Below are 21409 nucleotides of genomic sequence, written 5' to 3'. Positions count from 1 at the left end.
ACCAGCAAATTAAGACCCTAATTTCCTCTTGGAGTGTCATCTGCTGTCTGATAGATAGAACGCAATTCATCGACAGTATTTGCTGTTTCTATTGCTGACAAGATTGATTCGAGTAAATTCACATCCTCAATCTGCTCAATTTCAGGTAATAAGTTTTGTCCAGATGTTCCAAATTTGAGTTTTAATCCTAAAGCTATGCCTTTTAATAATCCCTTCTGGATACCAAATCGTTCAACCGAAGTAACATATTGCATCAGTTTAGACTCCTCAAAGTCTCGGTATTCTTGCCAAAATTCTAACTCTAGTTGTTCTGGTAGGGTCATCATCCAATCAATAAATCGGAATAAGTTTGTAAACTACCCACCACGGATTGCTAAAAGCAATATAGTGGGGGCTTTCAAAGCCCAGAGTTTACCCGACTAAGTGTTTCGCGCACTACGATTTTAAGGTCATCTTACCTGGGAATGCGTAGCCAGTTCCCAGCACTAGGGCTAATAGTTAAACAGGTTGAATGGGTTAAGCCAGTGCTGTTAGCGTAAAAAGCCTTTAAATCATTGTCTAGGCTAACATTACCCAAGCAATTGGAGGCATATCATGTGCAAAGTATTTGTAATTGATAACGAAAAAAGATCATTAAATCCAATTCACCCAGCACAAGCAAGGCAATTACTAAAGAGAGGAAAAGCAGCAGTTTTTAGACGCTTTCCTTTTACAATTGTTGTGAAAGAATCATATACAGATGCTACTGTATCTCCACTCAGGTTAAAGTTCGATCCTGGAGCAAAATACACAGGTATAGCATTGGTAAACGATGTTAATGGTGAAGTTGTATTTGCTGCTGAATTAAAGCACAGGGGATTTGCCATCCGAGATGCGTTAACTTCTAGAAGACAATTACGTAGGAGTAGAAGGAGTAGAAAAACCAGATATCGCCAACCCAGATTTTTCAATAGAACCAGACCCCAAGGATGGTTAGCACCAAGCTTGCAAAGTCGAGTTGAAAATATCAAAACTTGGGTAAATAGGTTAAGGAAAGTTGCACCAATCACAGCCATTAGTCAAGAATTAGTAAAGTTTGACACGCAGTTAATTCGCCACCCAGATATTCAAGGTAAAGAGTATCAGCAAGGCACTTTGGCTGGTTTTGAAACTCGACAGTATTTCCTTGAAAAGTGGAATAGAGAATGTGCTTATTGCGGGATTAAAGATGTCCCGCTTCAAATTGAACACATACATCCGAAAAGTAAGGGTGGGTCAAACTCCATCACAAATCTTACACTCAGTTGTGAAAAATGTAACCTTAAAAAAGGCACTCAAGATATCAAGAATTTTCTTAAAAAAGATAAATCAAGACTAGAGAAGATTCTGGCATTAACTAAAAAGTCACTTGCAGATGCAGCAGCAGTTAATACAACTCGATTTGCATTATTAGAGGTTTTAAAATCTACTGGCTTACCAGTAGAAATTGGTTCTGGTGGATTAACTAAATTTAACAGAACCCAACAGGGATTAAATAAATCTCACTGGCTCGACGCTTGTTGCGTTGGTGCATCAACACCAATACTCAAAATCAAAGGTATTAGACTATTGTTAATTACTGCCAATGGTCATGGTACAAGGCAATCATGTCGTACCGATAAGTATGGATTTCCTATTCGACATTGCTCTAGAACTAAATTTCATTTTGGATTTCAAACTGGAGATATTGTCAAAGCTGTTGTTACTAAAGGTAAAAAAATTGGGACTTATATTGGTAGGATCGCCACTCGTGCCACAGGTAGTTTTAACATCTCAACTGTACAAGGATTAATCCAAGGTATCTCCCATAAATATTGTAAAACTATTCACAAAAAAGATGGTTACGCTTATGCCATATAGGGTATTTTTGACATCCTCCCCCGTTTAGAAAACGGGGGATTCCAAGAATCACTTCTTGGGCTTTCTCTTTCCACGACTCGACTTATTTGGAGGAGTTACCTCACCCAAACAGAGGTCGATATCTCCAGAGACTTGAGATCCTGTGTGTCCCACAGTACGTAGTCCTAGTTCAAGTATGTTCCGTGCAGCGTTCCAATCCCTGTCTTGAATATGTCCACAGTGAGGGCAAGCATGAGTTCTTGTACTCAGCGACTTTTTCACTACTTCGCCACAGTTGGAACAATTCTGCGAAGTGTGATGGGGTGGGACTGCAACAGTCACTACACCAAACACTTTGCCGAAATACTCAACCCATTGCCGAAACTGCGTCCACGCTGCATCACTAATCGACTTGGCAAGATGTCTATTCCTGACCATGTTCCGCACCTGCAAATCCTCATAGGCTACCAAGTCGCTAGACTGGACTACGCACCTCGCCAACTTTACGGCGAAGTCTTTACGCTGCCTACTTACTTTAAGGTGTTTTCTACTCAAGCGATTTCTTGCCTTGACTCTGTTGTTAGAACCCTTCTTGGTTTTAGACAATCTGCGTTGCAATCTCTTGAGAGACTTTTCGCTTTTACGCAAGTGTCTAGGGTTCTCAACTGTATTGCCTTCGCTATCGGTCAAGAAATGGTTCAATCCCACATCCAGCCCAATAGTTTTAAGCGTTGGTTCTCGCCTTTCTACTCGCTCTTGGTCAATGCAAAACTGCGCGTAGTACCCATCGGCACGACGCACAACCCGCACCCTCTTGAACTGTTTCAACTGGTAGAAATGCAAGTCACGAGTTCCCCAGAGTTTGAAAGTTCCTGCTTTAAATCCGTCGCTAAAAGTGACATAACGACGGTCACTACTAAGCTTCCAGCCGCTAGTTTTATACTCAACACTCCCATGCGTCTGTTCTTTTTTAAAGCGTGGATAACCTTTCTTCCCGGTTTTGTTTTGCTTGCAATTGTCAAAAAACCGAGCAATTGCACTCCACGCTCTTTCAGCAGAAGCTTGTCGAGCCATAGAGTTGAGTTTGGCAACGAACGGAAAGTTTTCATTGGCAGCAAGGACAGCGCAATAAGCACTCAAATCATACCTGCCGATGTTTTGGTTGTCCATCCAGTACCGGAGGCAAGCATTGCGGACAAAACGAGCAGTTTTAATCGCCTCATCCAGCAATTGATACTGCTCGTTTGTTCCTTCAAGTTTTGTCTCAAATACTAGCATTTTTACGTCAAACTCTCTGACGTAATTATACCATGTTACGACCGAATAAATTCGGTCATTCGCTTATATCCCCCGATTAAAAATACGGGGGCTTTACGCTTCACGGCTCGTAAATTAGGCAAGTAGGAGTCTCCTGGGAGCTTTTGATGATATCGTCTCGCCCTGACCCTTGCTCATACAGTCTTTTAACTAAAACTAGCTTCTGCTGCTTACGTTCTAGTCTATCACTGCGGGTTTGTACCGCCGCTAAGTGAGCCATTACGACCGTAGCAAAGGGGTTACGACTGGCTTCTAGCTCCGACAACCTTTGCTAATAGTCTAACAGCTTGATTACAGGAAACTGAAAATCAACCTTACAGCCAAACAAATCGTACCCAAACTGATTTGGTCGCCATTCAATGTTGTCATCTCCCAATATCGCTAAGGATGCAACAGAGCGATCATAACGGTCGAAAATTCGATAGTTGTAAACAAACATCCGTTTGGGGAAATCGTCTTCTTCTTGGCTTTGAACTTCAACATGAATCAACAACCAAGATTCTTCACCCCCAATGCGATAAATTTTCACCAATTTGTCAACCAGTCGTTTTCCTAACTCGGCATCGCGGACTACCTGTTGCAATTCTTTATCTAGAAATACAAAACCACGACTCCAATCAATTTGAGCATGAGCTTGGGGAAAGAAGAATTGCATGAAGTCCTGAAAATACAGTTGCAACATCTGCTTCCAAGGCGAATCGTATTCAGTTTTAGGTGTTTTATTAGTCATAAAAAAAAGTGAAATAAAACCCTCATGCTGTTTACCACAACTGAGGGCGGTTGGTGTTTATATCAATGAGATTTTGAATGATTTTTACTTAAAGCTTTAACACAGCTTCGGAATAAATATACCACGAGACAGTAACTCAAGGAGAAGTATATGGGATTTCGTAATGGTAAACCATCCAAACAGTTCACAGCAATTCCTAATAGTTTAATACGCGATTACAATCTCACTGATTCAACATTTAGATTAATTTGTTGGGTAGCTTCTCACGATGAAAACTTTGATATTAGCTTTTCAGTCATTGAAAAGTATTTAGGATACAAACGAGACAAAATTCGTAGTGCTATCAAAAATGCTGAACAAAACGACTACTTAGTTAGAGTCCAAGAACATAACCCAAACAATGGTAAGTTCGACTGGCAATACTATATTTTTACCAGCAAAGAAGACACACAGTTTTTCCTTGAAAATCACTTATCCACAAGTAAGTCGTCCATAGGTCGATCATCCGATGATGGCTCACCCATAGATGGTTTATCCATAGGTGGGTTGTCCGACGATGGCTCACCCAACGGTGGCTTACCCAACGGTGGCTCACCCAACGGTGGGCTATCCAACGTTGGAGCATCCACCCCTCATATAAAAAAACAATTAGAAGAAAAACAATTAGAAGAAAAACACATAGAAAAAGCGCCCCCTAAACCCGGCGCACCCCCCACCCAGGAATGTGTGTTTGAAGAAAAATCTGAATTAACTTCACCACAAAACCAAGTTCAACCCACCCCTAAATCTCTCACTTCGTTGTTAAACAAATCCGAGTCTTTACCTCAAACCGAAAATCCCTCATCCAGACCAAACATTCCGGCGGGGTCATTCGATAAAGCCGAACAAGCGAATAAACAGCCCCAAATTAAATTTCAGTCGGTTGAGGATTTACTTAACCAGGTCTTACTTGACCCCGGCATTATGGCATCTGAGTCATTACCCTCCGTCTACAAAAACGAAATCAAATTACGTTCTTGGCGTTTCCCCTGGCGCACACTCACCAGAGACAAGGTTTATCAGACTTGCGATCGCCAGCTTGTCGAGTTGATTGCCAAAGAAAGAGCCGATTGGGACAAGACCAGTTGGCAAATGAAGATTCCCACGGTCATCAAATCCATTGGCAGTTGGGAAAACAGCAAGGTCGGTTTGGAGCAACTGCTGGGCTATTGGTCAAAAGTTGTGGAGTCCCAAAACACTGCAAACCCTGACTCTAAAGCTAACGACGAACCAATTGGCTATTACTCCTCTCGCTCCCTTGACTGGCACAAAGGCACGTTTAACGAATTGCTAGACCTTGTAGATCGAGTCGGAAGGGAAAGCGCGATCGCACAATTCACTACCCGATATGACCAACAACACACAGGCGCGACGACTAACTGGTTGAGCTGGTTAGAAACAAATCATCCCCAAATGTATGCCTATTTACATCAACAAGCGGCTTGAAAAAAACCGAGGTACAGAAGAAAAATCTCTCAACCACCTCTTTGTTGCTCATTCACCCTGAATCCTAAATTTTTACAGAGAAAAACTATGACGCAAGATTTAGACTTTACACCCAGTAATGACCGTTTACCCCCGCAAAGCATTGAAGCTGAAGAAGCAATACTCGGCGGTATCATGCTTGACCCAGAAGCCATGAGTAGAATAGGCGATCGCTTAATTTCTGAAGCATTTTACGTTGGCGCTCACAAAGATATTTACCAAGCCGCGCATAGACTCTACGGGCAAGGCAAACCCACCGATTTGCTTTCGATTACCAACTGGTTGTCAGATCATGGACTGTTATTCCGCATTGGTGGGCGCAGTAAATTGGCCACCCTAGTAGACCGCACTGTGTCAGCTATCAACATCGATGCCTTAGCCGATTTAGTCATGGAGAAATACCAACGACGACAGCTGATTAAAGCAGGCAATGAAATTGTCCACCTTGGCTATCAAACTGAAACTGATTTACCTGTAGTTCTTGACCAAGCTGAACAAAAAGTTTATGGCATTACCGCCGAGAACTCCGAAGCTGATTTAGTTCACATTTCTGATTCTTTGGCCAATACCTTCAGTGAAATTGAAGCCCGTCACTTGGGTACTGTTTCCCCAGCGCTACCCACTGGATTTTATGACTTGGACACTTTGCTGGGTGGAGGACTTCGCAAAGGACGTTTGTACGTCCTGGCTGCTCGTCCTTCTGTTGGTAAGTCTGCTTTGGCGGGGAATATCGCGCTGCATATCGCCCGAAACAGCCGCAAGCTTGTTGCGATTTTTAGCGTCGAGATGACTACTGACGAATATGTGCAGCGTTTTCTCTCCAGTGAATCTGGCATTGAGAACAGTTTCCTTGACAGTGGACGACTTTCTGATAACCAGTGGCAACCGTTGAGTGAAACGATTTGTCACCTAAGCGATTTACCCATTTTTATCAACGACGATTCTTGTCCCACTCTGGGCGATATTCGTAGCCAAATCCGCCGTGCCAGTTCTGCCTATGGTGGCGTTGGACTTGTCATTGTGGATTACCTGCAACTGATGGCCGAGGGGCTGGTGGACTCAAAAGTAAATATGACTGAGCGTGTGGCCCAAATCAGCCGGGGACTCAAACGCATCGCCAAGGATTTGGATGTCCCAGTATTAGCTTTGTCTCAGTTAAGCCGCGAAGTTGAGAGCCGTAACGATAAACGACCCATACTCAGTGATTTGCGCTCCAGTGGACAAGTTGAGCAAGACAGTGATGTGGTCATCATGCTCTACCGCGATGAAATCTATAACCCTGATACCCCTGATCGTGGCATCGCTGAGTTAATCATCCGCAAGCAGAGGAATGGGCCAACTGGTACTGCAAAGCTTCTGCTGGATCATCAGTTTACCAAGTTCAAGAATTTGTCTCGTGGTCGAGGATTTTAATGAATTACTGGAAGTTAGACGGCAATTACCTAGTGTTTCAACCCAATGGCTATGAAGTCCCACTGCAATATATTTTTACTCCAGAACACTTGGTTATTTGGGTACTGTGTTTAAGTGAAAAGCGTTGGGGTACGCCATTAGTGATTGGAGAGTTTTTGACTACTGCCAATAGTTGGATGCTAAAACATACCCGACTATGCTCAAGTATTGCGATATGCAACTGTCCTCATTGCATCCGCACAGATATTTCTCAAGTTGCCCTTCTTGTTGAAAGCAAACGGCGATCGCCCACATCGAGTTGGACAACACCCAGCAATTGTTGATCAACACGGTTTCTCTAGCTCATCACCTTGTATTTCTTCTTTACAACTTGTGATGTTGTTCAACATTATCCCTTCAAAACTTAACACTATATGACAAACATAACCTACCAACAATTACTCTTCAAATGGTCTACTCTTGCGCCTGATGAATGCTTAAAAGCTGACCACAACCACAAGTTCAAAGTCAGGATTTTGCCAACCATCGAAAAGCGTAATTCAGATAATGCGTGGCGTTTGGTGACATCTGACAACATTGCTTGGCGCTTGGCTAATGACCAAAGCACAGTGCTGGTGCAACTCAATTTTGTGCTGCTCACTATCATGCACTACTGCGCTATTAGGCACTCCAGCATCAGCTTTAGCTTTGACGATCAGCGAGCCATCGCTACTATCTGTAACGGACTACGGTCACAGCCTCATCCACACCCAGCTATTGCTGCTCTCGAAGCATATATACAACTGTTGGAGTTTTAAGATAAATGAAAGCACTCACCGTCAGACAGCCTTGGGCATGGGCTATCATCTACGCCAATAAAAATATTGAAAACAGAGTTTGGCCCATTCACTACCGGGGTGATATTCTCATCCACGCCGCTCAAAAATGCACCAAAAAAGAATATCTGCAAGCCAAAGAATTTTGTCAAAGCATTGGTGTTTCCGTACCAGAACTAAACACTCTCAGTCGCGGTCAAATCATCGGTGTCGTTAGAGTTGTTGGTTGTCAGTTTTCAGAAACTGGTTCTGGTTGGGGGATGCCACAGCAGTTTCACTGGCATCTGGACAATCCACGCACAATTACCCCCATTCCCTACATCGGACAATTGGGACTTTTTGATGTGCCTGATGAATTGGTTCAGGAGGCAGCCGCATGAAATCAGTCCTCTCCCTATTCTCTGGCATCGGCGGACTGTGCCATCACGGTATCGCTGCGGCGGGTCTGTCTCATAAATTCCAGGTCAAACAATTTGTCGAAATCTCACCCTACTCTCAATCACAACTACGTCATGAACAACCCCAAACCCCCATTCACTCAGACATTACCACCTATAACTGCCACAGGGGACAATTCGATATCGTCTGTGGGGGTTTTCCCTGCGCCGGTACAAGTAACTCTGGCAACCGCCAAGGACTCACTGATCCCAGACCCGCGATCGCTCTCATCGAGAACCCCACAGGTTTACTCTATCGCGGACTTGACCAAATCATCTGTGACCTTGACAGCATCGGGTACATGGGCGGATGGAACTGTATCTCTGCACAACAAGTCGGCTTGCCGCACGAAAGGAAACGAATCTTCATCATTGCCTACCCCAATGGCTTATTCAACAGTCAACAGCCGACCCCCTGGACAAACCAAATTAGAAATCACATTGAGGAAGTGCGGCTCTCTCTCGAAACAAGAAGCTATCAACCCGGAATTTCTAAGGTGGCTTCTCGGATTTCCATTGGAGTAGCTAAAAACATCCCTGGTAACTATGATGCCCGTCGTGCTTACGGATTGAGTTGCTCTCCGCGACAGGCCGCCGTTGCTTGGAAACGCATTGACTATCTATGCAGTTTACTTTTTGAAAAGGAGGCATCATGACTAACCCTCTCAATACCCTGGAAACGTGCTGGTACATTTCCCCGCCTTGGGGTCAGCAACTCTCACCTCTTGCCGTCAGTCTCATCGAAAAAGTCTACTTGCCCTCTTCCAAAGTCGCCGGTTACTGCTGCGGCGTTGAGTGGAGTGATGACGGCTGGAACTATTCTGTCGAGAGCGATCGCGGAATCATCTCTGTCCCAGATAGTGAAATCATCGCTAGGGGTCAGCTTTACCCCCTGGTCATCTCAAAACCTCACTTTCGTTTAGGTCAGTTGGTGAACTTTCGATTCGCTAATGATGGGCCGAAGATTCGCATGATTTTGGGGATGTCGCTTATTAACAATGCTTGGCTGTTTCAGGTCGAGTGGAAATCCCCAGCGCTCAAACTACCAACTGATGAAGGCGTTTGTATTTTCCTAGCGTGGCAAAACTTACTAGAGAGGAGCAGAGATCCTGTAATCTTGAGCTTGTAACGAAATAATGGTACAAAAACTTGGTAAGAAAAAGTTTAAAACCAGAGGCAACATCGTTTGAAGTACTCGATTGTGTTCAAAAAAAATGCCCTTCGTGTGGTCAAGCAATGTGGAATGAATACAATAATCCTCGACATATAAGAACGCTAAATGGGGTAGTAGAACTACAGCTAAAAATTCGGCGATGTCAAAATAAGTCATGTATGCGGTATAAAAAAGCATATCGACCAGAGCAAGAAGGGTCACTCGCTCTACCACAGAACGAATTTGGTTTGGATGTGATTGCTTATATAGGAGCATTACGCTACCAGGAACATAGAAGTGTTCCTCAAATACACACTCACCTTGAATTAAAAGGTATATGTATAAGTAAACGAACGGTCACACACTTAATTGACAGATATGACGAGTTACTTTCTTTATGGCTAAAAGACCATAAAAGATTAAAAGCAATAGTGGCTAATCAAGGACGGGTGATATTAGCCATTGATGGGATGCAGCCAGAAATTGGACATGAGGTATTATGGGTAATTCGAGATTGTCTATCAGGAGAAATTTTACTTGCTAAAACTTTATTATCATCAAGGAATGAAGATTTAGTAGCGTTATTATTAGAAGTGGCTAATACACTGGATGTACCAATTGATGGAGTTGTTAGTGATGGACAACAATCAATTCGTAAAGCTGTTGGGTTAGCATTACCTAAAATTGCTCATGGTTTATGTCATTACCATTACCTGAAAGAAGCAATTAAACCCATATATGAGGCGGATAGAAATGCAAAAAAGGAATTGAAAAAAAAAAGTTAGAGGATTACGAGAAATTGAACGTAGTGTTACCAATGAAGATAAGGATTTGGTGACTATTATTGAAGATTATTGCTCGGCAGTCCGTAGTTCTATAACCAATGATGGACATCCACCGTTAGAGGCATCTGGATTAAAGTTACAAGAAAATTTGACTTTGATAGAACAAAGCTTAGAAAGGATGGAAAAAAGAAGTGCTTTACCACCACCTTTAGTTAACCTAAAACACCTTCTAGCTAAGGGATTATCTGCTACTGCATCTTTATTTTCACCTGTGAGGGTTGCATATCAGTGGGTTGATAAAGCTAGTAATATTCTCAACAATAAAATAGGTCTTGATGCTGCTGGGGTCAAACAAAGTTATCAGCAACTGTTGACAGAAATGTCTCAACAAAAGCAGAAAGCTGGTACCCTGAACACTGCAATCGATAACTTTATAAAAACCACCCACAGCTACTGGTCTGGACTTTTTCATTGTTATGAAATTGAAGATTTTCCTAGAACTAATAATGACTTAGAACACGCTTTTGGTATGCTACGTTATCATCAACGTCGTTGTACCGGTCGTAAGGTTGCCCCCTCATCTCTCGTTATTCGTGGTTCTGTCAAACTTGCCTGTGCGATAGCTACTAAGCTTCATTCTTTTACCGCATCTGATTTAGCACAAGTTGATATTCATACTTGGCTCGAATTACGCTCTCAATTGCAAAAACACCACAAAGCCAGAATTGAACAGTATCGATTTCGCAGAGACCCCAAGGCTTACTTGGCTAATCTAGAGAGTCGTCTTCTCTAGTAAGTTTTGCCACGCTAGGTATTTTCCCGAAGTCTACACAAAAGGATAAGTTTATCAATCGCCTTGCTTGGGTCACACCTCATGATTTAACGGAGGTCGTATGATTTTTACCTCGTACTATAAGGGCGAAATCAAGGGGGAGGCTGTTTCTATTTCGCTCTATCCGCCCAAGGGGTGGACTGGCAAGCATTTACTCCTGTTCGCCCCTACTCCTGAACTACTGCACTGGTGGAAATCTAGCGCCAAAGATGCGATCGCACAGGAAGAATACAAGCGCTGTTTCCGCGAGATTTTAGATTCCCGGCAGCAGTTGATCCAGTTGTGGGTGGGGAAACAGAAGGACAAGCCTGTGGATATGACTTTGTGCTGCTTTGAAAAAACTGGGGATTTCTGCCATCGATATCAGATTGGAGAAGAAGTAGTACAAAAGTATTTACATGAACTTTGGGGTGGTGAAATCGGATCTCTGGTTGGTCAAATGCCTTCCAACAGGCAGCCCACGCAAATAGAGAAGGGTCACGACTCAACCGATACCTCTAGCATTACCAAAACTGACAACTTTACGCCAAACGACACTACTTCAATTAACTCCACTTATCCACCTGTTGTTCAAACGCTACTGGCGAAATGTTTTGACACTGGGTTGGCTGTAAGGTGCGATCGCCTAACTTGTGGCTACTATCGGGTATCTCTGCATGGGGAGGATTTGGGCGATTGGTCAGAGTTGGGCGTGCTGGGGGTGTTGTCGGGACTGCAACATGAATTTTATCGTCCACGCCTTGTGCCATCCTTGGCGGCAGTGGCAACTCCTCAAGTTCCAGAAGTAGCACCACCACCTGTCGCACAACCCGAATCCCCCGAACTGATTACTCGCCTGGGCAAGTTGGAGGGTGCTGAGTTGTCACAGATTCAGGATTGGTGCAAATCCGTCAAGTCGCAGATGTTTCCCTCAGTCTCACAATACGCGGATGGTCGTCTAGAGTTGCATCTGCGGCGCTTCGTTAGTTTGGCTAGTGCCAAGTCTGGTAAGAAGGCTGAGGTAAAGTTGGTTGAGCCGGGGCGTTATGCTGGTGCTGAGGTAATTGAGGCTTTGGGCGAGAAGCTGTTGCCGGACTTTCATCAAGCGTTAGTGTTGTTTTATCCGGCTGGGACACAAATCAAAGTACATCGGGATTCACCAGCTTATGCTTCAGGAGCAGCGCAAATTAATATCATGGGTCGAGCGAAGTTCTCAATCTCTGGTTGCCAGGATGTGCGGCGGATGGAATCATATTGGCTGGAGGAGGGCGATTGTATTGCTTTTGACAACAAGCAGCCGCATGGGATTGATCGGGTGGTGGGCGATCGCTGGTGTGTGTGCTTCTTTAGGCTCAAGGCGGAGTATTTGGAGCAAGAGTACAGGAAGCAATTGAGTTTGGTTTAGCTATAATTAAGTCAAAAGCATAAACCAGGTGTGATTATGCAGGCTATTTTTTGGACTGTAGAAGAAGTTGCCCAAAGAGCTAATCAATTTTATGAAAATGGTATTCGCCAAGAGGTTGAGCATGGCGATAATATTGGCAAGATGATTGTGATTGATGCTGAGACTGGGGAGTATGGAATTGATGAAATTGGTATAGAACCAGGATTTAAGTTAAAGCAGAAAAACCCAAATGCTAGATTATTTATGATGCGAATAGGTTATAACGCTGCATTTGGTTTTGGTGGAAATATGGAGCGTATAGCCGAATGATTGACGGACGGTTAATTGCTGGTAGGGCAACAGTTCCAGTAATTTTTCGTTTACCTGGACAACCAGATTTTTCACTGGATTTTGTCATTGATACTGGATTTAATGGCTACCTTACCTTACCACCACAAGCTATCAGTGCAATGAACCTTCCCTTACATAGCACTATACCTGCAATATTAGCTGATGGTAGCCAAGTTTTATCATCTATACATTTGACAACGATTGTTTGGGACAATGTAGAAAAAGTAGTTTTCGTTTTGGCTTCTGCTAATAAGCCTTTATTGGGAACTGGAATGATGAATGGATATCATCTAGGCATAGATTTTGAGGACAATGGTTTAGTTTCGTTAGAAAAAATACCATCTTCGATGTCATAAAAGCCAGAAAAAGAGAGAAAATTACCCGGAAATTTGTCATTTATCAAAATACTGTACAAAATGCTGAACTTAAGTTTCTCTATCGCCAATTATTCTGATTTCTGCATTCTGGATTCTTGTTCAATAAGTCATCAACCAAAATAATTACGAAAAAAACTAATAGGTATTATTCCAATCGCCACATTACGCTATCTATCGGCTTGATTCGATCTTAATATTTTGTTCTTTGATTGCCTCCATTAAAAATTCTTCTTGCTCCTTATTGCTATACCTTAATGCTAGGAAATAGATTTTATTGCAAAATGATGTATAGCTATCCCTTTTTATTAAAGGTATCACTATTTTTGTATATTCCTCTGGTTTTTTAACTTCAGCTAATGAAGAAATGTAAGCATCCAGAAATTCCTTTTCATTACCAGGAATCATCCAACTCCCATATTCATCAGCAAAGATAATTTCTTCACCATCTTCCATTTTCGTAATCAGTTCGTAGAGAATCTCGAAAGATTCTACAGCAGATGTATGTTTTTTCTGTTTTGTTAACTGGCAGCTAGATTGTAAAAGGTCGCCTAGCTTCTCAAACCATTCTTCTGTTTCTTGAGGAATATGAGAAAAGTTCTTTGAATTAATATCAAATGGCGCATAGTATGCCCCAGCTAATGAGTCTTTATAGAATTTTTTTGATTCTTTTATAATGTCCTGCTCTAAGCTTTTTGATGGGTTACAATTCTTCATTAGATCACCAAATATATGCCGCCTTTGTTGAGTATTTGTTTCGTAATATGCCGAGTATAACAACTCAAGTAAAGTTGCCTTAGTTTGTCGCTTTAGTGCTTTAAAAAGTGATTCTTCATTCATATCAATATTAATTCTATCTGACAAAAGATTGCTGGTTATTCAGAAACGCCTAACGGTTCATGGTTAGCAGCTACCAATCTATTTGCATCTTACCAAAGGATTAAAGTACATCGGGATTCTCCGGCTTACACATCAGGAGCAGCGCAAATCAACATTATGGGTAGGGCGAAGTTCTCAATCTCCGGTTGCCAAGATACTCGGCGGATGGAATCATATTGGTTGGAGGAAGGCGATTGTATTGCTTTTGACAACAAACAGCCGCATGGGATTGATCGGGTGGTGGGCGATCGCTTCTGCGTGTGTTTCTTTAGGCCCAAGGTGGAGTGTTTGGAGCAAGAGTACGGGAAGCAATTGAGTTTGGTTCAATAAAGCTGGCACAATTAGTAAGCGATCGCTCGTCAGGGAACAAGAAATTTGTACTATTTGAGATGGCATACATAAAACTGAAAATCACCCTGATTGCGATGGTAATCTTCGTCTTCTCTTTTCCTACCTACTATTCCAAGTCGTTTCTCGATTGGGCAGCAAAGGCTGGTGAATTTGGTTCTTGCAATTGGTGTTCCGAAACACATCCTTTCTACATAGCAACAAATCAAGAAATAGCTAACTTTTTTAACCTTAGTTGTCTTGCCGGAGGACTAACATTTTCTACCTGCATTCTGCTTCTAAATTTTCAAGAAAATAATTGATAGAAGAAAGGCAGCTTTGCAGTGGGCAGTTCACGGAAGCGTTGCCGTCAAGCTAGGCAGAAGGAAGAAAAAGGTACAAACGCTTTGGGACATGATTAACCAAAGCGGTTATTGATTGCTAGAAAGCCTGGGGATAATTGTCCCGGTGCCGGATCTGGCGATGACCTACAGTGGGGTGCAGCCATCGCTTAAGTCATTGGGCTAGTGTTACAACTTAAGTAACTTGTTGCCATGATGTTGTAATTTTTTCTATATAAATTCTATGACTAATGAAATTACGGAAAAACTTAAACAAGCCTCTGATGGTTTGTTAATGATGAGTGAGTCAGAATATCCCTTTGAAGTGTTTTTGTGGTCTAATCAAGCACAAGAACCGTTGACCAATCAAAAACTGCTTGAATTAACAGGACATCCCCCAGAAACATCAGTTGAAACCGTAGACCTCGATTATTTGTTTCGTAACTGTGCTGTAGAAAAAGAATGGCACGATGACATACAAAAACAAGATGTGCAGAAATTTCAAACGCTTGTTACAAAGCTCAAGGATAATCTTACAGATATCAAAGTTTATCGTTTAGGTACGATAGATATAGATGTCTATATTGTTGGTAAAACTCCATCTGGTGATTTAGCCGGAATTTTTACTAAAGTTATAGAAACGTGAACTACCCACACTGACCTTCGGGTGAGTCGTGGGGCTTCTGTCGGTTTTAGCTAATTGATTAGCCTGTCTGTAAATTATAGACAGGCTTTGAGTTTTAGGTAAGCTAACTATCCTTATAAATTGTCAACTCTAGCCTCAATTACACTTTGAATAGAGGTAGGAACATTAGAAAGAAAATCATAGGTAGTTCCTGTTGCATTCCTAAGTCTTGCTTCTAGAGTGTCAACGCTAATTCGATAATTTCTCCAATCCGCGTTTCTCACACCTTGCGTATTGGGTATATCAACTGCAATTACCCTTGTATTAGTAGTGACACCACTCACTCCCAAACCTGGTCTATCTAAAACCACAATCACCTTATAGGTTCGGGCTGGAACAGTAACTTTACCACCAGCAATTGTAGTAGTGTTGTTCTGATTCGACCCTGTACCACCAGTGCCATAGGCACCTGAAATGATGTAGAGTTCCCGATTCTGTCCGGTGACTAAATTTCTAGAATAATTTTCTAGATTCGCCCATATACCTTGATTATTATCTGGGGCTTGAGGAATGATATTTGTCATTAAGAATGTAGCAGAATTATTGGCGATAGTATTTGTTCTATCAGCCGAAGGAGCCATGTGTCCTCTATCAAATCCACTACCAGTGTAATCAGAAGATGTGACTCGATAGCAGCCAGAAGGTAAGGTAGTATCTGCACGAAAATCATCTTGACGAGGCGCACTTCCGAGCCATGATTGGTTTAACTGCCAACTCACCCAATTTGGTGTTCCTCGGAAACAGTTATGAGAGGTTGCGTACTGAACCTTACTTAGTAAGAAATTACTAAAGCTAGTGTTAGCATTAGTAGGATTTCCCATCGTCAAATGAACATTTGTAATTTGGGCATTTAGGGGCTTTTGGAGATAATTAAAAGTGAAAAATATTGCTGTACCAGCAGCAATAGGTAGAATATTCCTGAGAAAGTTAGACTTATTCATTTGTGACTGTTTGTTTAAACTAATTACAATTGTTTCTGTTGGAATTACAGAAATTCAGTAAAACTTAGCGATTACAAAATAAATTTAGTTATGTAAGCAGAGGTAAAAATACTGTAAACATTACATTAACATTTAGTAATCATTTAGGTGATTATCTTACATGACAGGGAAGTGAGAGAGGAAGCTTAAACTAGCATTTGTGAATAGTATGCTAGATACGTTTGGGGGTAAAAGTGAGAAAAATTAGGGTGTTGGTTTTGGTACTAATTAGTTTAGGGTTACTGTCTTGCTTAGGTGTGCGTTCTTCTCTACCGTCAATATCCTCTGCTATACCAACAGTTACTCCTTCACCACCAAAAACCATCCGCTACATAGAGCGTAGCTTGCCCCAAGGTATGGCTCACATTTTATTGATTCCAGCCAATAGCCCATTTGTAGTAACTGGAGCATTATCAGCGAAGGTAAGCACTGTAGAGGAATTTGCCCAGAAGCATCGAGCTTTTGCTATCTTCAACGCAGGCTTTTTTGACCCAGCCAATCAAAAATCAACATCCTATGTAGTGGTGACTGGTCAGATGGTTGCTGACCCTAAAGATAATGAGCGCCTAGTAAACAATCCGCAATTAAAGCCTTACCTCAATCTCATTTTTAATCGCAGTGAATTTCGTCGCTATTTATGTGGGCAAACTACCCGTTATGATATTACTTTGCACAATGAATCACCACCAGCAAATTGTCGCTTAGTTGATGCTATAGGTGCTGGCCCACGCTTATTACCAAAACTGACATCAGTACCAGAAGGTTTTGTAGATAATGCCAAAGGACGCGATGCACTCTTGAGTAAACAGCTTAACGCTAGAACTGCTGTAGGTATTACCAGTGAGGGCAGCATTATTTTAGTAATGGTTGCTCAAAAACCTTCAAAACCCAAAAATTCTGGCATATCTCTAGTGCAATTAGCAGATTTGATGAAAAAGTTGGGTGCATCCGCAGCAATGAACTTAGACGGAGGTAGTTCTTCTTCGCTGTATTACAATGGCAAAGCCTTTTATGGAAAATTTGATTTACAAGGAAATCCCATTAAACGAAAAGTAAAATCAGTTTTATTAGTTCAGGAGAATGTGAGAAATTAGTATTCACAGTAAATATGCTTGTTCTTCCTCTAGATACAGGTTTTGGTCAAACCGTAGTGCAAACATCATAAATTATAGCCGCAGCCAAACCTTAACCACTCACAACTGCATCGATGAATAAAACAACAAACAACAGAATCGGTTCTGTGATGGCTGATGAAGATTGGTTTAGCTTAGGAAAATCTGATGCCTGGGCGGGAAAACCCAAAGTGCCACCAGAACAAAATGCTCAAGCGGCGAGTATGTATGATTTAGGTTACGCTGAGGGAGAAATTACACATTCGCCAACCCAAACCCCCAAGGCACAACAGTAGCTAGAAATCGTCAAACACTATCATCCATCCAGCCGCATTCTGAGTTTGGGCAATCCCAATGCACCCTTGAGATATAGTCACGCTCATACTCAGCACCACATTGGGGACACTTACCAGTAAATAAAGGATGCCAATCAAGTAACTCTAATTGTTCCTCTAGTGTCCATCTCTGGCGGGGCTGTAAAATCAGTTCGCCGTTATAGTAGGTTGCCCCTTCTAGTTGCCATAGTTTCTCTACTTGGGCGTTGGGGTCTTCTCTGAAGTCGAGGCAGCTATCACCGTCTACCCCATCTGGATGTACGGCACAGATGATGTGGGGATTGTGAGAGTAAAGGAGGCAGCGATCGCACTCTGGGATTTTCATAACATCAGTTTAGTTCTTCCTGATAAGCTTTAAATTCCTGACCTGGAAAATTATCAGTCCCATAGTTATCACAACTACGATTAATCCTATTCCTGCGGCGATCGCTCCCAAAATAGTTCCGGTTCTTCCTGGGTTCCTCATTGCTTACTAATCATACAACGAGCCACAATTCTAACCGCATTCCCTATAATTCATCCCTCACCCACTCCAACCCAGTTTTTAACGCCGCCGCCGCACTGTAGTAAATCTTCTGTTCGCCAAATATACCCCCTGTACGGCTGATAATGCGGAACTGCCAGCATTGTCCGGGGGTGTAATAGACGATTAGAACAGTGCCGTTGATACAAAGGACTGTATCAACCTTAATTTGGGACATGGGTTTGTTTCAGGGTAGCGTTATCTCAACTTATGAATTGATTACAAATGTAAGTTTTCTGCATCTAATCATCAAACTTAACTTTGGCTTGTGCTTGAACTGTTTTCATAACACAACATCGAAATCTTAAGTAAATATCCCTGTTGTATTTGCTATCATAGCTACTATCAGTACCAAGCCTCAAAATTACACCTGCAAGTATCTAGCTTTCTTCTAAATTATTTTTGAGGAGAATAAATTCATGGGTTTGATCAAAGAAGGTACGATTGCAGAAGTTAATCACGGTAGATACAAACAGCATTCTGTATTAATTGTTGAAGATCGTCACGATATTCCACTGGCAGAATTTTTCGGTGGGGAAAGTAACTACGGGGTTATGTTTATCTCTGGAGAAAAGGCGATTATTCATGGAGACGATCTCAAACCCCTAGTCGTTTGCCCTCTTTTAAAAGAAGATATTCCTCAATTGCAAAAAATGTAAAATTTACTCCCTTCGTGATACCAACTCAACCAATCGGCCCCAAATACCGATGAAACGCTGCCACGGCATTTGCCACATCATCCTCGTTCCGACTCTTCTCGCCTAAGTCCTGGGCTTTCAACCGCATCACTTCATCACTCAACACTACCTTAATTGCTGGGGGTAAAGTTTCCTCTGTCACGTTCTTATACGGTATTAGCGCTGGACTTACCCCCAACCTCATTAGCAAGTTGTACGTCCTCTCTCGAACCGATTGTGAGGATGGTTATTTTCAAGGTTCGGCTTGGGGGAATGGGTGAACTAGGGTTCAATTGCTGTTCCTACTGGTCAGTGGGGTCTACTGACAGATTGTACTAAATCTGCTGTGACGAATGAGCGATCGCTCTACAATTTAGTCTTTTGCGAATTAAAAGAGCAAAATTTTTCTTGGTGAAAATCAACCGAAAAATGAAAAGATGAGAATTTATGACGCAAATTTATCACCCAAACTAAACAAATTTCCTTGATTGTCTTCAGCAAGTGTTTAAAAAATATAGGCTGCCTAAGTAAACGAGGAGTTCATCTATGTCTAAAAAAGTTGCGATTGTCGGCGCAGGCCCTGGCGGTTTAGCTACAGCTATCCGTCTTGCTGGACTTGGGTATCAAGTAGAAATCTTTGAGGCGGCTGAACGTGTTGGTGGAAGAATGCGCGGTTTTGAAGTTGATTCCTACGCCTTTGATACTGGCCCCACTATTCTCCAACTACCACACTTATATAAAGAGCTTTTTGAGGAGGCTGGTTTAAATTTTGCCGACTATGTTCAACTCAAACGTTTAGAACCATATACACGTTTGAAATTTTGGGATGGTACTCAACTGGATATCACTTCGGATCTACAGTCATTTAAAACCCAACTGGCAACCTTACGCTCCGATTTACCATTAGCATTTGATCGCTGGTATAGTGAGCATATCCGTAAATATGAGTTAGGTTACAAACCCTATTTAGCCGGCCCTGCACGCTCTATTTTTGGTTACTTGCGCCCAGATGAACTGATGAAGTTTTTGTCTTTTCGTCCTTGGGAAAATTTATATCAACACTTTTGGCGATTTTTTCAAGATGAGCGTTTAGTCTATGCTCTGAGCTATCCGTCAAAATATTTGGGAATGCACCCAACTGTGGCATCAAGTGTCTTTAGCCTGATTCCATTCTTAGAATTTTCCCAAGGAGTATGGCATCCAGTCGGTGGATTTCGTGCATTAGCTCAGGGCTTGGCTAATGCCGCTCAAGACTTAGGAGTGAAAATTCATCTGCATTCGCCTGTTCACCAAATCTGGATTGAACAAGGGCAAGTTCGTGGTTTGGAACTGGCTGATGCTTCTCGCCATCAGTTTGATACAGTAGTGATTAATGCTGACTTTGCCTATGCTGTTCGTCATCTGTTACCAACTTCAGCACGCGGTCGTTACACTGATAACAAGCTTGGGCAAATGCAATTCTCATGCTCTACCTTCATGCTTTATTTGGGTATCAATCGCCGCTACGAAGATTTACCTCATCATCAAATCTATTTATCAGACAATATTCGCCGACTTGAACGTCCTTGGGTTGATGATTCAGCACTAGATGAAACTGATCCACCATTTTATGTCTGTAATCCTACAATTATCGACCCCAGTAATGCACCTGCCGGCCACAGCACTTTATTTGTTTTAGTACCAATTCCCAACACTTCTTATGCTGTTGACTGGGATATTAAACAAAAAAGCTATACAGATTTTATTCTTAAACGTTTACATTTGCTGGGATATCACAATATTGAACAGCACATTGTTACCCAAAGTTGTTACACAGCACAATCTTGGCTTGATGATTATCGCGTTCATTTGGGTGCTGTGTTTAATCTCAGCCACAATTTGACTCAGCTTGGGCCCTTTCGTCCACCCATCCGTTCGGAAAATATTGCCGGACTGTACTGGATTGGTGGCGCTGTTCATCCCGGCAGTGGTTTACTCACTATTTTGGAAGCATCTCGTAGTGCTGCTGGATTTATTCATCAAGATTTTGCTTCAACTGGGTCTTAGCAATCCTGTTCTTTACCTAGCTATTTTTTTTTACCCAGAGTCATGTTTAGCTGTCGCATTCGGATTTTTTAAAATTAAAAATACGAGCTAGTTTAGCATTAACAATCAAAAGCTGTTCTGGATTTTTACTAGGGCAGCTTTGCTCCTGTGGAATTAAGATAAACCAGAAACCAATCACATACACCCGCTCTGGACACTTGCCACATATTCAAACAATGGCAATTGAATCACTTGACCTTGTTTTCGGTAACGTCAAGATATGCCTCATCCAAGGCTACCCCTTCTACTACGTCAGTGTAGCGTTTGAATATTTCGTGGATTTGGGCAGACACTTCTCGGTAGACATCAAATCTCGGTCTGACAAATATTAATCGGGGGCAAAGAGCGATCGCTGTTATTGATGGCATGGCTGAGTGGATACCGAATTTCCTCGCTTCATAACTGGCGGCGGCTACCACTCCTCTTTGGTTGGGGCTTCCTCCTACTACCAATGGCTTGCCCCGGTACTGTGGATTGTCTCGTTGCTCTACTGATGCGTAGAAAGCGTCCATAT

General features: G+C 42.2%; 25 protein-coding genes and 2 pseudogenes. 17 read left to right on the top strand and 10 right to left on the bottom strand.

The annotated features are described in order from the left end of the window. Positions 1-17: 17 nt before the first annotated feature. Positions 18-326 (bottom strand): hypothetical protein, encoded by a 309-nt coding sequence (locus ACN222_RS28210; protein WP_010999830.1) that lies wholly within the window; start codon positions 324-326, stop codon positions 18-20. A gap of 268 nt (positions 327-594) precedes the next feature. Here ACN222_RS28210 and iscB point away from each other — a divergent pair, with 268 nt between their 5' ends. Further along, positions 595-1878 carry an RNA-guided endonuclease IscB gene (gene iscB, locus ACN222_RS28205; protein WP_010999829.1) on the top strand — a complete coding sequence of 428 codons (1284 nt, stop codon included), beginning with the start codon at positions 595-597 and terminating at the stop codon, positions 1876-1878. Positions 1879-1926: 48 nt separating this feature from the next. Here the strand turns inward: iscB and ACN222_RS28200 are convergent, their stop codons facing one another. Further along, positions 1927-3135 (bottom strand): RNA-guided endonuclease InsQ/TnpB family protein, encoded by a 1209-nt coding sequence (locus tag ACN222_RS28200; protein WP_010994068.1) that lies wholly within the window; start codon positions 3133-3135, stop codon positions 1927-1929. 145 nt (positions 3136-3280) lie between these two features. Continuing rightward, positions 3281-3904, bottom strand: a pseudogene (locus ACN222_RS28195) (cytosolic protein); the annotation flags it as partial. Positions 3905-4054: 150 nt separating this feature from the next. Between ACN222_RS28195 and ACN222_RS28190 the strand changes: the two are divergent. From ACN222_RS28190 to ACN222_RS28140, 11 genes are all read left to right on the top strand, one after another. Then, positions 4055-5389, top strand: coding sequence for a helix-turn-helix domain-containing protein (locus tag ACN222_RS28190; protein ID WP_126987696.1), 1335 nt, complete (start codon positions 4055-4057; stop codon positions 5387-5389). 87 nt (positions 5390-5476) lie between these two features. Further along, positions 5477-6841: a replicative DNA helicase gene (gene dnaB, locus ACN222_RS28185; protein WP_010999826.1), complete on the top strand. Its 1365-nt coding sequence runs from the start codon at positions 5477-5479 to the stop codon at positions 6839-6841. Continuing rightward, complete coding sequence (locus tag ACN222_RS28180; RefSeq protein ID WP_010999825.1) at positions 6841-7164, top strand: hypothetical protein; 324 nt, start codon at positions 6841-6843, stop codon at positions 7162-7164. The genes dnaB and ACN222_RS28180 overlap by 1 nt, the downstream gene beginning before the upstream one ends. 90 nt (positions 7165-7254) lie before the next feature. Next, positions 7255-7638, top strand: a complete 384-nt coding sequence (locus tag ACN222_RS28175; RefSeq protein WP_010999824.1) for a hypothetical protein — start codon at positions 7255-7257, stop codon at positions 7636-7638. Positions 7639-7643: 5 nt separating this feature from the next. Continuing rightward, positions 7644-8036, top strand: a complete 393-nt coding sequence (locus ACN222_RS28170; protein ID WP_010999823.1) for an ASCH domain-containing protein — start codon at positions 7644-7646, stop codon at positions 8034-8036. Beyond that, positions 8033-8749, top strand: coding sequence for a DNA cytosine methyltransferase (locus tag ACN222_RS28165; protein WP_010999822.1), 717 nt, complete (start codon positions 8033-8035; stop codon positions 8747-8749). Before ACN222_RS28170 ends, ACN222_RS28165 begins: the two co-directional genes overlap by 4 nt. Beyond that, the gene (locus ACN222_RS28160) at positions 8746-9222 is read left to right on the top strand and encodes a DUF1392 family protein (RefSeq protein WP_010999821.1); all 477 of its coding nucleotides are present in this window, start codon (positions 8746-8748) and stop codon (positions 9220-9222) included. The genes ACN222_RS28165 and ACN222_RS28160 overlap by 4 nt, the downstream gene beginning before the upstream one ends. A gap of 107 nt (positions 9223-9329) precedes the next feature. Next, a protein-coding gene (locus tag ACN222_RS28155) for a transposase (protein ID WP_010999504.1) occupies positions 9330-10824 on the top strand; the annotation gives its coding sequence in 2 pieces (ribosomal slippage) (positions 9330-10016 and positions 10018-10824; 1494 coding nt in all). 100 nt (positions 10825-10924) lie between these two features. Beyond that, positions 10925-12247, top strand: a complete 1323-nt coding sequence (locus tag ACN222_RS28150; protein ID WP_010999820.1) for a hypothetical protein — start codon at positions 10925-10927, stop codon at positions 12245-12247. 36 nt (positions 12248-12283) lie between these two features. Continuing rightward, positions 12284-12556, top strand: a complete 273-nt coding sequence (locus ACN222_RS28145; protein ID WP_044523651.1) for a hypothetical protein — start codon at positions 12284-12286, stop codon at positions 12554-12556. Further along, complete coding sequence (locus ACN222_RS28140; RefSeq protein ID WP_010999818.1) at positions 12553-12933, top strand: clan AA aspartic protease; 381 nt, start codon at positions 12553-12555, stop codon at positions 12931-12933. The genes ACN222_RS28145 and ACN222_RS28140 overlap by 4 nt, the downstream gene beginning before the upstream one ends. A gap of 192 nt (positions 12934-13125) precedes the next feature. Here the strand turns inward: ACN222_RS28140 and ACN222_RS28135 are convergent, their stop codons facing one another. Beyond that, positions 13126-13791, bottom strand: a complete 666-nt coding sequence (locus ACN222_RS28135; protein WP_010999817.1) for a hypothetical protein — start codon at positions 13789-13791, stop codon at positions 13126-13128. A gap of 210 nt (positions 13792-14001) precedes the next feature. Then, positions 14002-14226, bottom strand: a complete 225-nt coding sequence (locus ACN222_RS28130) for a hypothetical protein (RefSeq protein WP_044523649.1) — start codon at positions 14224-14226, stop codon at positions 14002-14004. Between the two features lie 516 nt (positions 14227-14742). Here ACN222_RS28130 and ACN222_RS28125 point away from each other — a divergent pair. Next, a complete protein-coding gene (locus ACN222_RS28125; protein ID WP_010999815.1) occupies positions 14743-15144 on the top strand; it encodes a nuclease A inhibitor family protein in 402 nt (133 codons plus the stop codon). 113 nt (positions 15145-15257) lie between these two features. On the opposite strand, the gene ACN222_RS28120 is transcribed toward ACN222_RS28125, so the two are convergent. Then, positions 15258-16124, bottom strand: coding sequence for a DNA/RNA non-specific endonuclease (locus ACN222_RS28120; RefSeq protein ID WP_010999814.1), 867 nt, complete (start codon positions 16122-16124; stop codon positions 15258-15260). Positions 16125-16357: 233 nt separating this feature from the next. Here ACN222_RS28120 and ACN222_RS28115 point away from each other — a divergent pair, with 233 nt between their 5' ends. Together ACN222_RS28115 and ACN222_RS28110 are read left to right on the top strand one after the other, a co-directional pair. Continuing rightward, positions 16358-17257 carry a phosphodiester glycosidase family protein gene (locus ACN222_RS28115; RefSeq protein WP_044523647.1) on the top strand — a complete coding sequence of 300 codons (900 nt, stop codon included), beginning with the start codon at positions 16358-16360 and terminating at the stop codon, positions 17255-17257. Between the two features lie 113 nt (positions 17258-17370). Then, a complete protein-coding gene (locus tag ACN222_RS28110; protein ID WP_010999811.1) occupies positions 17371-17571 on the top strand; it encodes a hypothetical protein in 201 nt (66 codons plus the stop codon). Positions 17572-17581: 10 nt separating this feature from the next. Here ACN222_RS28110 and ACN222_RS28105 read toward each other — a convergent pair whose 3' ends face one another. Together ACN222_RS28105 and ACN222_RS28100 are read right to left on the bottom strand one after the other, a co-directional pair. Next, complete coding sequence (locus ACN222_RS28105; protein WP_044523646.1) at positions 17582-17935, bottom strand: hypothetical protein; 354 nt, start codon at positions 17933-17935, stop codon at positions 17582-17584. A gap of 184 nt (positions 17936-18119) precedes the next feature. Beyond that, positions 18120-18311, bottom strand: a complete 192-nt coding sequence (locus ACN222_RS28100; RefSeq protein ID WP_010999810.1) for a hypothetical protein — start codon at positions 18309-18311, stop codon at positions 18120-18122. Positions 18312-18552: 241 nt separating this feature from the next. On the opposite strand from ACN222_RS28100, the gene ACN222_RS28095 reads away from it, so the two are divergent. Beyond that, a complete protein-coding gene (locus ACN222_RS28095) occupies positions 18553-18792 on the top strand; it encodes a hypothetical protein (protein WP_044523643.1) in 240 nt (79 codons plus the stop codon). Positions 18793-18817: 25 nt separating this feature from the next. Here ACN222_RS28095 and ACN222_RS28090 read toward each other — a convergent pair whose 3' ends face one another. Beyond that, positions 18818-18973 (bottom strand): hypothetical protein, encoded by a 156-nt coding sequence (locus tag ACN222_RS28090; protein WP_158303731.1) that lies wholly within the window; start codon positions 18971-18973, stop codon positions 18818-18820. A 383-nt stretch (positions 18974-19356) separates the two neighbouring features. On the opposite strand from ACN222_RS28090, the gene ACN222_RS28085 reads away from it, so the two are divergent. Beyond that, positions 19357-20856 (top strand): phytoene desaturase family protein, encoded by a 1500-nt coding sequence (locus ACN222_RS28085; protein WP_010999808.1) that lies wholly within the window; start codon positions 19357-19359, stop codon positions 20854-20856. Between the two features lie 236 nt (positions 20857-21092). Here ACN222_RS28085 and ACN222_RS28080 read toward each other — a convergent pair. Continuing rightward, positions 21093-21407 (bottom strand): annotated as a pseudogene (locus tag ACN222_RS28080) (DNA polymerase IV); the annotation flags it as partial. Between the last annotated feature and the right edge of the window lie 2 nt (positions 21408-21409).

The sequence above is a fragment of the Anabaena sp. FACHB-595 genome (assembly GCF_048568275.1).
In the GTDB taxonomy this organism is placed as follows: domain Bacteria; phylum Cyanobacteriota; class Cyanobacteriia; order Cyanobacteriales; family Nostocaceae; genus Trichormus.
This window is presented reverse-complemented; position numbering and strand designations above follow the sequence as displayed.

What these genes read in the sequence shown, in the direction of transcription:
- ACN222_RS28210 (WP_010999830.1), bottom strand. Translation starts at nt 326, where the DNA reads ATGATGACCCTACCAGAACAACTAGAGTTAGAATTTTGGCAAGAATAC.
- iscB (WP_010999829.1), top strand. Translation starts at nt 595, where the DNA reads ATGTGCAAAGTATTTGTAATTGATAACGAAAAAAGATCATTAAATCCA.
- ACN222_RS28200 (WP_010994068.1), bottom strand. Translation starts at nt 3,135, where the DNA reads ATGCTAGTATTTGAGACAAAACTTGAAGGAACAAACGAGCAGTATCAA.
- ACN222_RS28190 (WP_126987696.1), top strand. Translation starts at nt 4,055, where the DNA reads ATGGGATTTCGTAATGGTAAACCATCCAAACAGTTCACAGCAATTCCT.
- dnaB (WP_010999826.1), top strand. Translation starts at nt 5,477, where the DNA reads ATGACGCAAGATTTAGACTTTACACCCAGTAATGACCGTTTACCCCCG.
- ACN222_RS28180 (WP_010999825.1), top strand. Translation starts at nt 6,841, where the DNA reads ATGAATTACTGGAAGTTAGACGGCAATTACCTAGTGTTTCAACCCAAT.
- ACN222_RS28175 (WP_010999824.1), top strand. Translation starts at nt 7,255, where the DNA reads ATGACAAACATAACCTACCAACAATTACTCTTCAAATGGTCTACTCTT.
- ACN222_RS28170 (WP_010999823.1), top strand. Translation starts at nt 7,644, where the DNA reads ATGAAAGCACTCACCGTCAGACAGCCTTGGGCATGGGCTATCATCTAC.
- ACN222_RS28165 (WP_010999822.1), top strand. Translation starts at nt 8,033, where the DNA reads ATGAAATCAGTCCTCTCCCTATTCTCTGGCATCGGCGGACTGTGCCAT.
- ACN222_RS28160 (WP_010999821.1), top strand. Translation starts at nt 8,746, where the DNA reads ATGACTAACCCTCTCAATACCCTGGAAACGTGCTGGTACATTTCCCCG.
- ACN222_RS28150 (WP_010999820.1), top strand. Translation starts at nt 10,925, where the DNA reads ATGATTTTTACCTCGTACTATAAGGGCGAAATCAAGGGGGAGGCTGTT.
- ACN222_RS28145 (WP_044523651.1), top strand. Translation starts at nt 12,284, where the DNA reads ATGCAGGCTATTTTTTGGACTGTAGAAGAAGTTGCCCAAAGAGCTAAT.
- ACN222_RS28140 (WP_010999818.1), top strand. Translation starts at nt 12,553, where the DNA reads ATGATTGACGGACGGTTAATTGCTGGTAGGGCAACAGTTCCAGTAATT.
- ACN222_RS28135 (WP_010999817.1), bottom strand. Translation starts at nt 13,791, where the DNA reads ATGAATGAAGAATCACTTTTTAAAGCACTAAAGCGACAAACTAAGGCA.
- ACN222_RS28130 (WP_044523649.1), bottom strand. Translation starts at nt 14,226, where the DNA reads ATGCCATCTCAAATAGTACAAATTTCTTGTTCCCTGACGAGCGATCGC.
- ACN222_RS28125 (WP_010999815.1), top strand. Translation starts at nt 14,743, where the DNA reads ATGACTAATGAAATTACGGAAAAACTTAAACAAGCCTCTGATGGTTTG.
- ACN222_RS28120 (WP_010999814.1), bottom strand. Translation starts at nt 16,124, where the DNA reads ATGAATAAGTCTAACTTTCTCAGGAATATTCTACCTATTGCTGCTGGT.
- ACN222_RS28110 (WP_010999811.1), top strand. Translation starts at nt 17,371, where the DNA reads ATGAATAAAACAACAAACAACAGAATCGGTTCTGTGATGGCTGATGAA.
- ACN222_RS28105 (WP_044523646.1), bottom strand. Translation starts at nt 17,935, where the DNA reads ATGAAAATCCCAGAGTGCGATCGCTGCCTCCTTTACTCTCACAATCCC.
- ACN222_RS28100 (WP_010999810.1), bottom strand. Translation starts at nt 18,311, where the DNA reads ATGTCCCAAATTAAGGTTGATACAGTCCTTTGTATCAACGGCACTGTT.
- ACN222_RS28095 (WP_044523643.1), top strand. Translation starts at nt 18,553, where the DNA reads ATGGGTTTGATCAAAGAAGGTACGATTGCAGAAGTTAATCACGGTAGA.
- ACN222_RS28085 (WP_010999808.1), top strand. Translation starts at nt 19,357, where the DNA reads ATGTCTAAAAAAGTTGCGATTGTCGGCGCAGGCCCTGGCGGTTTAGCT.